The sequence below is a fragment of the Saccharothrix obliqua genome, from assembly GCF_019375475.1.
Classification (GTDB): domain Bacteria; phylum Actinomycetota; class Actinomycetes; order Mycobacteriales; family Pseudonocardiaceae; genus Actinosynnema; species Actinosynnema obliqua.
Map to the genome: position 1 here is coordinate 305,094 of NZ_JAHXGQ010000009.1, position 13,821 is coordinate 318,914.

Consider the following 13,821-nt stretch of genomic DNA (forward strand, 5'->3'; position numbering starts at 1 on the left):
CACCCGCGCCATGGGCGCTCAAGAACGGCGGTCCCCAGTGCGTACCGCTCAGGCGGGCGTGGCCACCTGTTCGCTCACCACTTGCGCCGCCGCCGACACCAACGCCGTCACCGACGGGTTGGTCGAGTTGTCCTGGCGCCACGCGAACTGCGTGTACACCCGGAACGGCGGGACCCAGGGCAGGCGGCACAGGCGTCCGTCGGCCAGTTCCGCCGCGACCGTCACCTCGGGCACCAAACTGATCCCCAGTCCCGAGGCGACCGCGCGCTTGGCGGCGTCGATGGAGTCCAGCGCCAGCACCGGCGACCTGGTCTCCGCTTCCTGCAGGCCGAGTGCCTGCTCGAACTGCTCGTAGTAGCTCGCCCCGTTCTCGGCCCGGATGAGGGTGCTCCCGCGCAGCTCATCCTCGGTGATCACGGAACGCCTGGTCAGCGCGTGCGTCGGTCCGGCGACCATCACCAACGGCTCCGGGCAGAGCACGGTGGTCTCCAAACCCTCGCGCGGCTCGACGGAGCCGATGAAGAACGCGCAGTCGAGCCTGCCCTCGCGCACCGAGGCCAGGTTGGTCTGGGTGTTGCGCGAGTGCAGCGAGATCTGCACGCTCGGGTACCGCCAGCACATGTACTCGATCAGTGGTAGCAGGCGGTAGTCGGTCAGGCTCTGCGCGCTGCCGATGACCAGCTTGCCGTGCGGCTCGCCGTTCATCGTGATCGCCTTCCGCGCCTTGTCCGTCAACGTGATGATGTTGCGCGCGAAAGGCAGCAGCTCGACGCCCGCGGAGGTCATCTGGATACCTCGCGGGAGCCTGCGGAACAACGGCACGCCGAGGGTCTCTTCGAGTGCCTTGATCCGCGTGGTTATGGTGGGCTGCGAGCAATTCAGCGTGGCGGCTGCCTTGGTGAAACTGCCCGTTTGAACCACAGTTGTGAACGCCAAAAGCTGACGCGTCTCCATGGAGCTCCCCAACGGTGCGTGAAAGTTAACCGCGGACGGCCGGTGTAGGACGGCGTCGCGGGTTCTCGGGTCGGCGGCGGTCGACCTGGCCGTGCCTGGCTGCCGGGCGCGGCCGGTGCCTGGTCAACATCGTCGTGCGGCCGTGAGGAGCGGTGCCCGATGTGTTCCGGCCAGGACCCGGCGGGCTGCGGTCCGGTGGTGCGCGGAGCCGGCGCCCGGGGCGGGTCCTGGGTTACTGTTCGGCAGCGGCGGAATGGCTCTCATCGGGTCATCGGCACCTTGTCTGGTAGGTGGTTAAGAAGCTCGATGACATTGTTTCGCTCGTTCCTCTGGTCCCGGTTGCCGGAGACGTCCGCTGCTGGCCCCCCAGAACGTTCCGGCAACGCGAATTATTTCGTGGTCCAGCGATGTGGGTCCGGCCGTCACGCTACCTGAAACCCACACTAATGGACTACGGCGAGTGGAGTCATCTCGACGCGCGAAAGTTTTCCGTCGTCGACTACTCCGAACGGCCGCTATTCACCCCTTGTGGCGAACCTCCTCCCCGTGTCGGTCGCGGTCGGTTAGTCGCCGCTACGGCATCCGTGTTACACCATCGGCTTGCGGCTTCGCCCCGTGATGGCGTGTTCCGCTGTGTCATCAACGTCCGGGGCCACTCGAACGGCCTAGCGCGACGGGGGTCCGAACCTCCGTTCGGGGCAACTCCTGCGACCGATCCGGGGTACTTCACGGCCGGCATCCTGACGTCTCCGCGGCACCGCGTTTTCCGCACCAGTGCGGAGAGTGCGCTTCGGTGGGCGGCCCGCCACGACCCCTCCGCCACGCCTGCTCGGACGGCCTCCCGAGCGGCCCGCCGGAGCCCTCCGCCCGCCGTGCTCCCGCGAAACGCGGAAATGGACCCGGGTAATGCGCGTTGGGCCGAATGCCGAACTTTTCGTCCGGGCTCGGAGAAACGGCCCGGAATTCATCGCGGGGAGAACCGCGGGCGGCCGGCGGGGCGGCGCTCGGCCTGGTCGCGGAGCCGATCAAGGGGTGACGGGCGGTGATCCGCGGGTGACGGGCGGGAGACCCCCGGGAACGGGCGCTCGCGCGCGTGGTGGCGGGGTCGGGCACCCCCGCCCGGCGCGGACCGCCTAGACTCGTGCGGAATCCCGGCGCTCCACCGAGCGTTCCCGGGGTGTTCCGCACGTCCTGCCCGTTACGAGGAGACCACGTTGAAGAGCACCGTCGAGCACCTGAGCCCGACGCGGGTCCGGATCAACGTCGAGGTGCCGTTCGACGAGCTCAAGTCGGACTTCGACCGCGCGTACCGGAAGCTGGCCAAGCAGGTCCGCATCCCCGGCTTCCGCCCCGGCAAGGCACCCGCCCGCGTGCTGGAGAGCCGCATCGGCCGCGCGCCCGTCCTGGACGAGGTCGTGCAGGAGGCGATCCCGGCCAAGTACCTGGAGGCCGTCAACTCCGGCGAGATCCGCACCCTGGGCCGCCCGGACTTCGAGGTGACCAAGATCGAGGACGGCGAGTCGCTCGCGTTCTCCGCCGAGGTCGACGTCCGCCCCGAGATCACCGTGCCCGCCTTCGGCGAGCTGTCGGTGAGCGTGGACGAGCAGGAGGTGACCGAGGAGGACGTCACCACCCAGCTCGACGAGCTGCGCGCCCGCTTCGGCACGCTGACCGGCGTCCAGCGCCCCGCCCAGGAGGGTGACTTCGTCAGCGTCGACCTGTCCGCCACGGTCGACGGCGAGGAGGTCGAGGAGGCCAAGACCAGCGGCCTGTCCTACGAGATCGGCTCCGGCCAGCTCGTCGAGGGCATCGACGACGCCCTGGTCGGCGCCTCCGAGGGCGAGTCCAAGACCTTCACCACCAAGCTGGTGGCGGGCGAGCACACCGGCCGCGACGCCGAGGTCACCGTGGTCCTCAACTCGGTCAAGGAGCGTCAGCTCCCCGAGCTGGACGACGAGTTCGCGCAGCTCGCCAGCGAGTTCGACACCCTGGACGAGCTGACCGCCGACCTGCGCACGCGCCTCGCCCGGGTGAAGAAGATGCAGCAGGGCGTGGAGGCCCGGGACAAGGTCCTGGAGGCGCTGCTGGCCGCCGTCGAGGTGCCGCTGCCCGAGGCCGCCGTGCAGGGCGAGGTCGAGGCCCGCGAGCACGACGCCGTGCACGCGTTCGACCACGACGAGGCGCGCTTCGCCGAGTGGCTGACCGAGCAGGGGCAGACCAAGAAGGAGTTCGACGCCGAGGTGCGCACCGCCGCCGAGCAGGCGGTCAAGACGCAGCTCGTGCTGGACGCCATCGCGGACGCCGAGCAGGTCAGCGTGTCCGACGCGGAGCTGACCGAGCGCATCATCTACCAGGCGCAGCGGTTCGGCATCAGCCCGGACGAGTACGTCAAGCGCGCGCAGCAGTCGGGTCAGCTCGGCGCGATCTTCGCGGACGTGCGGCGCGGCAAGGCGCTCGCCTCCGTGGTGCGGCAGGCGACCGTGACCGACTCCTCGGGCAACGCGCTCGACCTGGACGAGCTGTTCGGCGAGACGAAGTCCACTGAGGAATCGGCGGCCGAGCCGACGGCCTGAGTCGTCGGACCTCCACCGGAGTTGAAGCCCTGAGCGAACGCGGGCGGTGTCGGGAAGGCGACGCCGCCCGCCTTCGTTAAGGTCGTTGCTACGAGACTCTTTTCGGCAAAAGTTAGGCAGGCAGACGTGACGCAGCACTTCTTCCCGACGCCCGAGATGCGGTCGGCCACGGGGATGAACCTCAACGACTCGGTCTACGAGCGCCTGCTCCGCGAGCGGATCATCGTGCTGGGGTCGCAGGTCGAAGAGGGCATCGCGAACCAGATCACCGCGCAGCTGCTCCTCCTCGCGGCGGAAGACCCCGAGAAGGACATCACGCTCTACATCAACTCGCCCGGTGGCTCGGTGACCGCGGGCATGGCGATCTTCGACACGATGCAGCTCATCGAGCCCGACGTGGCGACCTACGCGATGGGCCTGGCGGCGTCGATGGGCCAGTTCCTGCTGTCGGCGGGCACGCCCGGCAAGCGCCACGCGCTGCCGCACGCGCGCATCCTGATGCACCAGCCGTCGGCGGGCGTCGGCGGCACGGCGGCCGACATCGCGATCCAGGCGGACATGCTCACCCGCACCAAGCAGGAGATGGCCGAGCTGATCGCGCAGCACACCGGCCAGCCGGTGGAGCGCATCATCGCCGACTCCGACCGCGACCGCTGGTTCACCGCCCAGGAGGCCCTGGAGTACGGCTTCGTGGACAAGGTGATCACCCGCGCCGCCCAGGCGAACACCGACAACTGACGCGTCGCAGAGGACCAGGAGAGAACCAGTGAGCCAGTTCCACGCGCCGCAGTCCCGGTACGTGCTCCCGTCGTTCGTCGAGCGCACCAGCTACGGCATCAAGGAGTCCAACCCGTACAACAAGCTGTTCGAGGAGCGCATCATCTTCCTCGGCGTGCAGGTGGACGACGCCTCGGCGAACGACGTGATGGCCCAGTTGCTGGTGCTGGAGTCGGAGGACCCGGACCGCGACATCCTGATGTACATCAACTCGCCGGGTGGTTCGTTCACCTCGCTGATGGCCATCTACGACACCATGCAGTTCGTCCGCCCGGACATCCAGACCTACTGCCTGGGCCAGGCGGCGTCGGCCGCCGCGGTGCTGTTGGCGGCGGGCACGCCGGGCAAGCGGCACGCGCTGCCGAACTCGCGGATCCTGATCCACCAGCCGGCCACGGAGGGTGTCTACGGCCAGGTCTCCGACCTGGAGATCCAGTCGAACGAGATCCAGCGCGTCCGCCGCCTGCTGGAGACGACGCTGGCCAAGCACACGAACAAGTCGGCCGAGCAGGTGCGCGCGGACATCGAGCGCGACAAGATCCTCACCGCCGACGAGGCCAAGGACTACGGCATCGTGGACAGCGTCCTGCCGTACCGGAAGCTGTCGGCCAAGTAAGCGCCGCGTGACGCCCGACACGCCGAGCCGACCAGGGATCCTGCCAGGTTCGGTGTGTCGGGGGCACGCTGGTCCTCCCACACAGGTGGGTGGGCCAGGTACCGTCGAGGGGAACGGGCGGACCCCGCGGCCCGCGGGCGGACGCCAACCAGCAGTCAGGCGCACCTCACCAGGTCGTGCGCCGGAGGGGACAGAGGTCAGCGGTCATGGCGCGTATCGGTGACGGCGGCGACCTGTTGAAGTGCTCTTTCTGCGGGAAGAGTCAGAAGCAGGTGAAAAAACTCATCGCCGGCCCCGGTGTCTACATCTGCGATGAGTGCATCGACCTCTGCAACGAGATCATCGAGGAAGAACTCGCGGAGGCGGGTGACGTCAAGCTCGACGAGTTGCCCAAGCCCGCCGAGATCCACGAGTTCCTCGACCAGTACGTGATCGGCCAGAACGAGGCCAAGCGGACGCTCTCGGTAGCGGTCTACAACCACTACAAGCGCATCCAGGCGGGTGACCGCGGGCGTGAGGGGCGCGACGACGGCGTGGAACTCGCCAAGTCGAACATCCTGATGCTCGGCCCGACCGGCTGCGGCAAGACCTACCTGGCCCAGACCCTCGCGAAGATGCTGAACGTGCCGTTCGCCATCGCGGACGCGACGGCGCTCACCGAGGCGGGCTACGTGGGCGAGGATGTGGAGAACATCCTGCTCAAGCTGATCCAGGCGGCCGACTACGACGTGAAGCGCGCCGAAACCGGCATCATCTACATCGACGAGGTCGACAAAATCGCTCGGAAGAGTGAAAACCCGTCGATCACGCGTGACGTGTCGGGCGAGGGCGTGCAGCAGGCGCTGCTGAAGATCCTGGAGGGCACGACGGCGTCCGTGCCGCCGCAGGGCGGGCGCAAGCACCCCCACCAGGAGTTCATCCAGATCGACACCACGAACGTGCTGTTCATCGTGGCGGGCGCGTTCGCGGGCCTGGAGAAGATCATCCAGGACCGGATCGGCAAGCGCGGCCTGGGCTTCGGCGCCGAGGTCCGCACCAAGGCCGAGGTCGACGCGGCGGACTACTTCGCCGAGTCGATGCCCGAGGACCTGATCAAGTTCGGCCTGATCCCGGAGTTCATCGGCCGCCTCCCGATGGTGGCGAGCGTGACGAACCTGGACAAGGAATCCCTGGTCCGCATCCTCACCGAGCCGAAGAACGCGCTGGTCAAGCAGTACCAGAAGCTCTTCGAGATGGACGGCGTCGAGCTGGAGTTCACCCGGACCGCCATGGAGGCCGTCGCCGACCAGGCGATCCTGCGCGGCACCGGCGCGCGCGGCCTGCGGGCGATCATGGAGGAAGTCCTGCTGCCGGTGATGTACGACATCCCGAGCCGCTCGGACGTCGCCAAGGTCGTCATCACCGAGCAGACGGTGAAGGAGAACGTCAACCCGACCATCGTGGCCCGGCAGCCGTCCCGGCGGGAGCGCCGCGAGAAGTCGGCGTGAGCCTCCCGTACGCGCTCCTGCTGCACGGGCTCGGCGGTTCCGGGCCCACGCACTGGCAGAACTGGCTGGCGGGCGAGCTGGCTCGGCACGGCGGCCAGGTGGACGTGCCGCGGTTCACCCTCCCGGATGAACCGCGGCTCGACCTGTGGTTGACCGAGCTGCGCGAGCACCTCGCCGCCGCGCCCACGGGGTGCGAGCGGGTGGTGGCGACGCACTCGCTGGCGGGCCTGCTGTGGCTGCACCACGCGGCGGGGGAGTTCGACCCGGCGCTGCGGGTGGACCGGGTGCTGCTGGTGGCGCCGCCCAGCCCGGACCTCGCGGACGAGCCGCTGATCACGGAGTTCCTGAACCCGCCGCTGGACCCGGCCGCGGTGCGGCGGGCCGCGGCGTCGACCCGGCTGGTGATCGGCGAGGGCGACCCGTACTGCTCCCTCGAACAGGGCAAGCGGCTGGGCGAGGCGTTGCGGGTGGACGTGGACGTGGTGGTCGGCGGCGCGCACCTGAACGTCGACGCGGGCTACGGCGACTGGGGCGCGGTGCTGAAGTGGGTGCGCAGCGACCGCACCCCGCTCACCCCGCGCTGAGGCGCTTGCCGAGGAACCGCAGCACGTCCGGCACGACCTTGCGGTAGAACACGTCGTCGTGGCCACCGGGCGACACGGACGCCACGGCGGGCTTCGCGGCGGCGATGAACCGGCGCGTGCCCTCGATGAACCGGTCCTTGTCGCCGATCCACACGCCGACCGGCACGCCGCCGAGCGCGTCGAGGTGCCGGAGCGGGTCCAGCGACGCCCACTCCTCCCGGCTGCGGAACGCCTTGCGCTTGGCCATCTCCGACCACGACAGCAGCAGGCCGGGCGAGATGGCGGCCACCGCCTTCAGCGGCTCGCGGCGCTCCGCCCGGCGCCGGGCGTGCAGCAGGGCGCCGAAACCACCCATGGACGTGCCGGTGCACGCGAACAGCGGGCCGAGGCCGCGTTCGGCGAGCCAGACCGGCACCTCCTCCAGCAGCATCGCCATCGGGTCGTCGCCCGCCGCGTTCTCGTGCCAGTAGTTGTCGCCGCCGTCCACCGCGATGAACCCGAACGGCGGCACCGAACGCCGGCTCACGGCCGTGACCAGGGCGTCCGGCATCCCGCCGACCGCCGCGTAGCGGGCGCTGCCGTGCAGGCCGTGCAGCAGCAACGACATCGGCAGGCCCTCGGTGGGCACGCCCGGCGGCACGATGGTCACCACGTCGACGTCCCGGCCCCGGTAGCGGGAGGGGAGGCGTTCGGCGCGCACCACGGCGCGCTTGATCGCGGGCACCGGCCCGGCGACGCCCAGCACGTGCCGCAACGCCTCCCCGGCCGGTGCGTGGCCGCCCACCGCGGCCGTCAGGCCCGCGGCGGCGAGGCCGGTCGCGCCCAGCGCGCCCAGCACCGTCCGTCTGCGCACCACTTCCCCCTCCAACACCCGAAACGGTGAATTCCCGCCTGTGCCATCGTCGGCGGCGGCCTCGGCGTTTCGCCGACGCCCTCAGGCGGCGACCCGCTCCGCCGCCGCGTAGACGTTCATCGAGTCGCCACGCAGGAACCCGACCAGCGTGACCCCCTGCTCCGCGGCGAGTTCGGCGGCCAGCGACGACGGCGCGGACACCGCGGCCAGCACCGGCACGCCCGCCATCGCGGCCTTCTGCACCAGCTCGAATGACGCCCGCCCGGACACCATGAGCACGGTCCCGGCCGACGGCACCCGGTCCTGGAGCACCGCCCACCCCAGCACCTTGTCCACGGCGTTGTGCCGCCCGACGTCCTCCCGCACCACCAGCGCCTCGCCCGACGCGGTGAAGAGGCCGGCGGCGTGGAGGCCGCCCGTGGCGGCGAACACCTTCTGCTTGGCGCGCAGCGCGTCGGGCAGCCCGGCCAGCACGTCCACGTCCACCCGCACCGGGTCGTCGGCGGGGGAGTGGCGGGTCTTGAGCTTCACGGCGTCCAGCGCGGCCTTGCCGCACACGCCGCACGAGGACGTCGTGTAGAAGTTGCGCTCCACGCTCACGTCCGGCGGCGGCACGTGGTCGGCCAGCGCCACGTCCAGCACGTTGTAGGTGTTGCGCCCGTCGGGGCCCAGGCCCTCGCAGTACCGGGCGACCGCCACGTCCGACAGGCCGCCGATGACGCCCTCGGTGAGCAGGAACCCGTGCGCCAGCTCCACGTCGTGACCCGGCGTCCGCATCGTCACGGTGAGGGCCTTGCCGCCGACGCGCAGCTCCAGCGGTTCCTCGGCGGCCAACGCGTCGACCCGCTCGCGGTGCGTTCCCCGCGAGTACGTGACCACTGGTCGGCGCACGGTGACTCGCCCCATCGCGGAACCCCTTCCCGACGCCGGCCCCCGCCGAGCCGGTCTCCCACCAGGTTACGGAGCCGGCCGACCCCCGGATCCGGGCGGTGGCGGCACCGCGCACCGGCTAGATTCGGCGGGTGGACAGCTACGACGTGGTGGTGGTCGGCGGCGGGCACAACGCCCTGGTGGCGGCGGCGTACCTGGCGCTGGCCGGGCGCTCGGTGCTGGTGGTGGAGAAGCTCGACCACGTCGGCGGCGCGGCGATCAGCGCACCGGTGTTCCCCGGCGTGCCCGCGCGGCTGTCGCGTTACTCGTACCTGGTCAGCCTGCTGCCCGACCGGGTCGTGGCCGACCTCGGCCTGAAACTGGAACTGCGCTCGCGCGCGGTGTCCTCGTACACGCCCGCCGGCGACCTGCTGGTGGAGCGCGTGCCGGGCGAGGCGACGGCCGCGTCGTTCCGGGCGCTGACCGGCTCCGACGCGGAGTTCGAGCGGTGGCGGCGCTGGTACGGCGACCTGGAGCTGCTGGCCGCGGCGCTGGCGCCGACGCTGCTGGAGCCGCTGGTGCCCCGCGAGCACGCCCGCATCCGGGTGGACGCGGTCGCCCGGGCGCGCCTGTGGGAGCAGGTCTTCGAACGCCCGCTCGGCGTGACGCTGGAGGAGCTGTTCGCCGACGACGTGGTGCGTGGCGTGGTGGCCACGGACGGGTTGATCGGCACGCACGCCTCGCTGCACGACCCGCGGGCCAACCGGTGCTTCCTGTACCACGTGATCGGCAACGGCTCGGGCGAGTGGAAGGTGCCGGTCGGCGGGATGGGCGCGGTGACCGGCGAACTGCTGCGGGTGGCGCGCGCGGCGGGCGCGGAGGTGGTGACCGGCGCGGAGGTGACCCGGGTCGACGCCGACGGCCGGTCCGCCGAGGTGGAGTTCGACGGCCGGGTGGTCGGTGCCCGGTTCGTGTTGTCCGGCGTGGCGCCCGCCGTGCTGGACGCGTTGCGCGGCAAGGAGCCCGCACCGGTCGCCGAGGGCAGCCAGTTCAAGGTCAACATGCTGCTGCGGCGGCTGCCGCGGCTGCGGACGGGGGTCGACCCGCGGGTCGCCTTCGCGGGCACCCTGCACGTGGACGAGTCGTACGGGCAGCTGGAGCAGGCGTACCGGGAGAGCGCGGCGGGGCTGGTGCCGTCCGTGCTGCCCGCCGAGGTGTACTGCCACACGCTGACCGACCCGTCGATCCTCGCCGACGACCCGGCGAACGCGGGCAGGCACACGTTGACGTTGTTCGGCCTGCACACCCCGGCCGCGTTGTTCGAGGACGACCACGACGGGCTGCGGGACCGGCTGGTCGCGGGCTACCTGGCCGCGCTCGACCGGTACCTGGAGGAGCCGATCGCGGAGTGCCTGGCCCGGGACGCCGACGGCGAGCCGTGCCTGGAGGCCCGGACGCCGCTGGACCTGGCGGCGGAACTCGGCCTGCCGCGCGGCAACATCTTCCACGGCGACCTGGCGTGGCCGTTCGCCGAGGAGGAGGACGAGGTCGGGCGTTGGGGCGTGGAGACCGACGTGGCGAACCTGTTCGTGTGCGGCGCGGGCGCGCGACGTGGCGGCGGCGTGAGCGGTATCGGCGGGCACAACGCCGCGATGGCCGTGCTGGAGCGCTAGAGCCCCGCGAAGAGCCGGGTGACGAGTTCCTTCTCCTGCTCGAAGTTCGCGCCGGACGTCACCATGATCTCGACCGGGCCGCGCCGTGCGACCAGCGTGTTCTGCACGACCTCGCCGGTGCCGAGGGTGCCGGTGTACGCCTCGTCGAAGAAGCCCGGCACGTCCGCGGTCTTCCCGAAGCCCTCCTTGCCGCGCGCGAACACCGAGGCGTCGGACGCGGTGTGGAAGCGGACCAGCGTTGCCGCGCCGCCGCCGTCGTAACGGCACGTCACCAGCGGGCCGTCGAGGGTTTCCCGGGGGTGCTTGAGGTTCAGCCGGAGAGCCGCGCCCACGACCTCCTCGGGCGCCTTCGCGCACGTGATGCCGCCGACCTGGGACACGGTGGTGGCCGGTGTCGTCGTGGTGGCGGCCGACGTGGTGGGCGCGGGTTCGGGCGTGGTGGCGCACGCGGCGAGGGCGAGCAGCCCGGCGGTGGCCGCGAGCACCTTCCTGGCGATCGGCAACTGCTCCTCCAAGTCCGTCGCCCGGGGATTCGTGCGAACGGCCGCCGGCGTTACGCGGGCGGTAATCCGGTGGAGCTTTCCGGTCGCCGTCCGTAACGTACCGGGGACACGGCCCCACCGCGCCGCTCCGGGCAGCCCATCCGCGGGACCTCAGTCCACATCCGGCTCAGCGATCGAGGGGGATTCGCCATGCCGCACAACGACGCCCTGTACGAGATAGCCCGCCAACGCGGGCGTGACGACGTCGCCGCCGCCGACCGCCACCGCCTCGCCCGGACCGGGCGCGGGTGGTTCCCGGGCCCGGTCCGGGTGAGCTGGCGGGTCACCCGGGACGAGGGGTTCAGCCTGACCATCGGTTTCCGCTGGTCACCCGGCTGAACCGACGTGCTCCTCCAGCCGGACGACGACGGACTTCGACGTCGGCGTGCCGGAGGTCTGCGCGGTGGAGTCGAGCGGGACGAGTGCGTTCGCCTCCGGGAAGTACGCCGCCGCGCAGCCCTTCGCCGTCGGGTACGACACCACGCGGAACCGCTCCGCGCGGCGCTCCACCACACCCGTCGGGTCCTCCGGCCACTCGCCGACCAGGTCGACCAGCTGACCGTCCGCCAGGTTCAGCTCGGCCAGGTCGGCGGGGCTGACGAACACCACGCGCCGCCCGTCCTTGACGCCCCGGTAGCGGTCGTCCAGGCCGTAGATCGTGGTGTTGTACTGGTCGTGGCTGCGCATGGTCTGCAACAGCAGCCGACCCGCCGGCACCCGCAGCACGGTCAGCTCGTTGGCCGTGAACTGCGCCTTGCCGGTGCGCGTGCCGGTGAACTCGCGGGCGTCGCGGGGCGCGTGCGGCAGCACGAACCCGTCCGGGCGGCGCACCCGCTCGTTGTAGTCGGCGCAACCCGGCACGACCCGCGCGATCCGGTCCCGGATGCGGTCGTAGTCCTTCTCGAACTCCTCCCACGGCACCGGGTGGTCCGGGCCGAGCACGGTCCGGGCGAGGCGGCACACGATCGACACCTCGGACAGCAGCTGGTCGCTCGCCGGCTCCAGCCGGCCGCGCGACCGGTGCACCACCGACATCGAGTCCTCGACCGTCACGAACTGCTCGCCGCTGTGCTGGAGGTCGCTCTCGGTGCGGCCCAGCGTGGGCAGGATGAGCGCGGTCCGGCCGGGCACCACGTGCGACCGGTTCAGCTTGGTGGACACCTGCACGGTCAGGTCGCACGACCGCAGCGCCTGCTCCGTCACGGCCGTGTCGGGGGAGGCGGAGGCGAAGTTGCCGCCCACCGCGAAGAACACCCGCGCGCGGCCGTCCCGCATCGCGCGGATCGCCGCGACCGTGTCGAAACCGTGCTGCCGCGGCACCTCGATGCCGAACTCGGTCTCCAGCGCCGACATGAACTTCTCCGGCATCTTCTCCCAGATGCCCATGGTCCGGTCGCCCTGCACGTTCGAGTGGCCGCGCACCGGGCACAGGCCCGCGCCGGGCTTGCCGATCATGCCGCGCAGCAGCGCCACGTTGGCGATCTCGCGGATCGTCGGCACCGAGTGCTTGTGCTGGGTCAGGCCCATCGCCCAGCAGAAGATGGTGCGCTGCGACGTGGCGAGCATCCGGGCGAACCGCTCCACCTGCGCCCGCGGCAGGCCGGTGGCGAAGTCCACCTCGGCCCAGTCCAGGTCGCGCACGTGCTCGGCGTACTCGGCGAAGCCGTCGGTGCGGTCCGCGACGAACTCCTCGTCCACCGCGTCCCACGCCAGCAGCAGGTTGCCCGCGGCCTGGAACAACGCCTGGTCGCCACCCAGCTTGATCTGGAGGAACTCGTCGGCCAGCGGCGTGCCCGCGCCGACCACGCCCCGCGCGTTCTGCGGGTTCTTGAACCGCAGCAGCCCGGCCTCCGGCAGCGGGTTGACCGCGACGACCTTCGCGCCCGCCTTCTTCGCGTCCTCCAGCGCGGACAGCATCCGCGGGTGGTTCGTGCCGGGGTTCTGCCCGACGACCACGATGAGGTCGGCGCGGGTGAAGTCGTCGATGCTCACCGAGCCCTTGCCGATGCCGGTGGTCTCGGACAGCGCCGCGCCGGAGGACTCGTGGCACATGTTCGAGCAGTCCGGCAGGTTGTTCGTGCCGAACGACCGCACCAGCAGCTGGTAGGCGAACGCGGCCTCGTTGCTGGTCCGGCCCGACGTGTAGAACACCGCCTCGTTCGGGTCGGCCAGCGCAGCGAGCCGGTCGGCGACCAGCTCGAAGGCGTCCTGCCACGAGATCGGGCGGTAGTGCGTGTCGCCCTCGCGCAGCACCATCGGGTGCGTCAGCCTGCCCTGCTGCCCCAACCAGTAGTCGGTCTTCCCGGCGAGTTCGGCGATCGGGTGGGCGGCGAAGAACTCCGGGCCGACGCGGCGGCGGGTGGCCTCCTCGGCGACCGCCTTCGCGCCGTTCTCGCAGAACTCCGCGAGCTTGCGGTGGCCCTGCGGCTCGGGCCACGCGCAACCCGGGCAGTCGAAGCCCTCGCGCTGGTTGAGCAGCCGCAGCGTGGTCACGGTGCGGGTGAGGCCCATCTGCTCCACGCCGCGCTTGACCGACACGGCCACGCCGGGAATCCCCGCCGCCCACCGCTTCGGCCCGGTGACGTCGAGCTGCGCTTCGTCGATGTCGTGCTGGGGTGGCTTGCTCATGGCGCCCATTGTGCGCCGCGGGTGTCCGCTGATCACGTGCGCTGGCGCGCCCCGCGCGAGCGCGCCAGCGGTAACGCGATCGCCCGCGCGCGGCAGGCCGGCGCGGGACCGCTGTCACGGGCCCCAAGGGGTTGAGAACGGCCCGTGAATCCCGCGGCGGCGCCTGTCGCGGTCGGTGATCGAAGTTAATTGTGATCGGCGTCACTGGCGGGCGAATCGGCCGTTCGGGTGGCCTCGCCCGGACCGGCGATCACACCGCCGACC

12 protein-coding genes are annotated in these 13,821 nt (G+C 71.2%); 7 read left to right on the forward strand and 5 right to left on the reverse strand.

Annotated elements, in window-relative coordinates:
- Positions 1 to 48 precede the first annotated feature (48 nt).
- Positions 49 to 954, reverse strand: coding sequence for a LysR family transcriptional regulator (locus tag KZQ38_RS26905; protein WP_219445652.1), 906 nt, complete (start codon positions 952 to 954; stop codon positions 49 to 51).
- A 1,214-nt stretch (positions 955 to 2,168) separates the two neighbouring features.
- Between KZQ38_RS26905 and tig the strand changes: the two genes are divergently transcribed.
- From tig to KZQ38_RS26930, 5 genes are all read left to right on the forward strand, one after another.
- Positions 2,169 to 3,527, forward strand: coding sequence for a trigger factor (gene tig / locus KZQ38_RS26910; RefSeq protein ID WP_219445654.1), 1,359 nt, complete (start codon positions 2,169 to 2,171; stop codon positions 3,525 to 3,527).
- A 126-nt stretch (positions 3,528 to 3,653) separates the two neighbouring features.
- Positions 3,654 to 4,265 (forward strand): ATP-dependent Clp protease proteolytic subunit, encoded by a 612-nt coding sequence (locus KZQ38_RS26915; RefSeq protein ID WP_219445656.1) that lies wholly within the window; start codon positions 3,654 to 3,656, stop codon positions 4,263 to 4,265.
- A 28-nt stretch (positions 4,266 to 4,293) separates the two neighbouring features.
- The gene (locus KZQ38_RS26920; protein ID WP_219445658.1) at positions 4,294 to 4,920 is read left to right on the forward strand and encodes an ATP-dependent Clp protease proteolytic subunit; all 627 of its coding nucleotides are present in this window, start codon (positions 4,294 to 4,296) and stop codon (positions 4,918 to 4,920) included.
- 206 nt (positions 4,921 to 5,126) lie between these two features.
- On the forward strand, positions 5,127 to 6,407 hold the full coding sequence (gene clpX, locus KZQ38_RS26925; protein ID WP_219445660.1) for an ATP-dependent Clp protease ATP-binding subunit ClpX: 1,281 nt from the start codon (positions 5,127 to 5,129) through the stop codon (positions 6,405 to 6,407).
- Positions 6,404 to 6,991: an RBBP9/YdeN family alpha/beta hydrolase gene (locus KZQ38_RS26930; RefSeq protein WP_219445661.1), complete on the forward strand. Its 588-nt coding sequence runs from the start codon at positions 6,404 to 6,406 to the stop codon at positions 6,989 to 6,991. The genes clpX and KZQ38_RS26930 overlap by 4 nt, the downstream gene beginning before the upstream one ends.
- Here KZQ38_RS26930 and KZQ38_RS26935 read toward each other — a convergent pair.
- A complete protein-coding gene (locus KZQ38_RS26935; RefSeq protein ID WP_372452287.1) occupies positions 6,978 to 7,844 on the reverse strand; it encodes an alpha/beta hydrolase in 867 nt (288 codons plus the stop codon). The genes KZQ38_RS26930 and KZQ38_RS26935 overlap by 14 nt on opposite strands.
- Positions 7,845 to 7,925: 81 nt before the next feature.
- Entirely contained in the window at positions 7,926 to 8,750 is an 825-nt protein-coding gene (fdhD, locus tag KZQ38_RS26940; protein WP_219445665.1) for a formate dehydrogenase accessory sulfurtransferase FdhD, read from the reverse strand.
- A gap of 116 nt (positions 8,751 to 8,866) precedes the next feature.
- Here fdhD and KZQ38_RS37265 point away from each other — a divergent pair, with 116 nt between their 5' ends.
- A complete protein-coding gene (locus KZQ38_RS37265) occupies positions 8,867 to 10,387 on the forward strand; it encodes a phytoene desaturase family protein (protein ID WP_219445667.1) in 1,521 nt (506 codons plus the stop codon).
- Here the strand turns inward: KZQ38_RS37265 and KZQ38_RS26950 are convergent.
- Positions 10,384 to 10,890 (reverse strand): hypothetical protein, encoded by a 507-nt coding sequence (locus KZQ38_RS26950; protein WP_219445669.1) that lies wholly within the window; start codon positions 10,888 to 10,890, stop codon positions 10,384 to 10,386. The two genes, KZQ38_RS37265 and KZQ38_RS26950, sit on opposite strands and share 4 nt — an antisense overlap.
- 189 nt (positions 10,891 to 11,079) lie before the next feature.
- On the opposite strand from KZQ38_RS26950, the gene KZQ38_RS26955 reads away from it, so the two are divergent.
- Positions 11,080 to 11,268, forward strand: coding sequence for a hypothetical protein (locus tag KZQ38_RS26955; protein ID WP_219445671.1), 189 nt, complete (start codon positions 11,080 to 11,082; stop codon positions 11,266 to 11,268).
- On the opposite strand, the gene KZQ38_RS26960 is transcribed toward KZQ38_RS26955, so the two are convergent.
- Positions 11,257 to 13,566, reverse strand: a complete 2,310-nt coding sequence (locus tag KZQ38_RS26960) for an FdhF/YdeP family oxidoreductase (RefSeq protein ID WP_219445673.1) — start codon at positions 13,564 to 13,566, stop codon at positions 11,257 to 11,259. The genes KZQ38_RS26955 and KZQ38_RS26960 overlap by 12 nt on opposite strands.
- Positions 13,567 to 13,821: the final 255 nt, after the last annotated feature.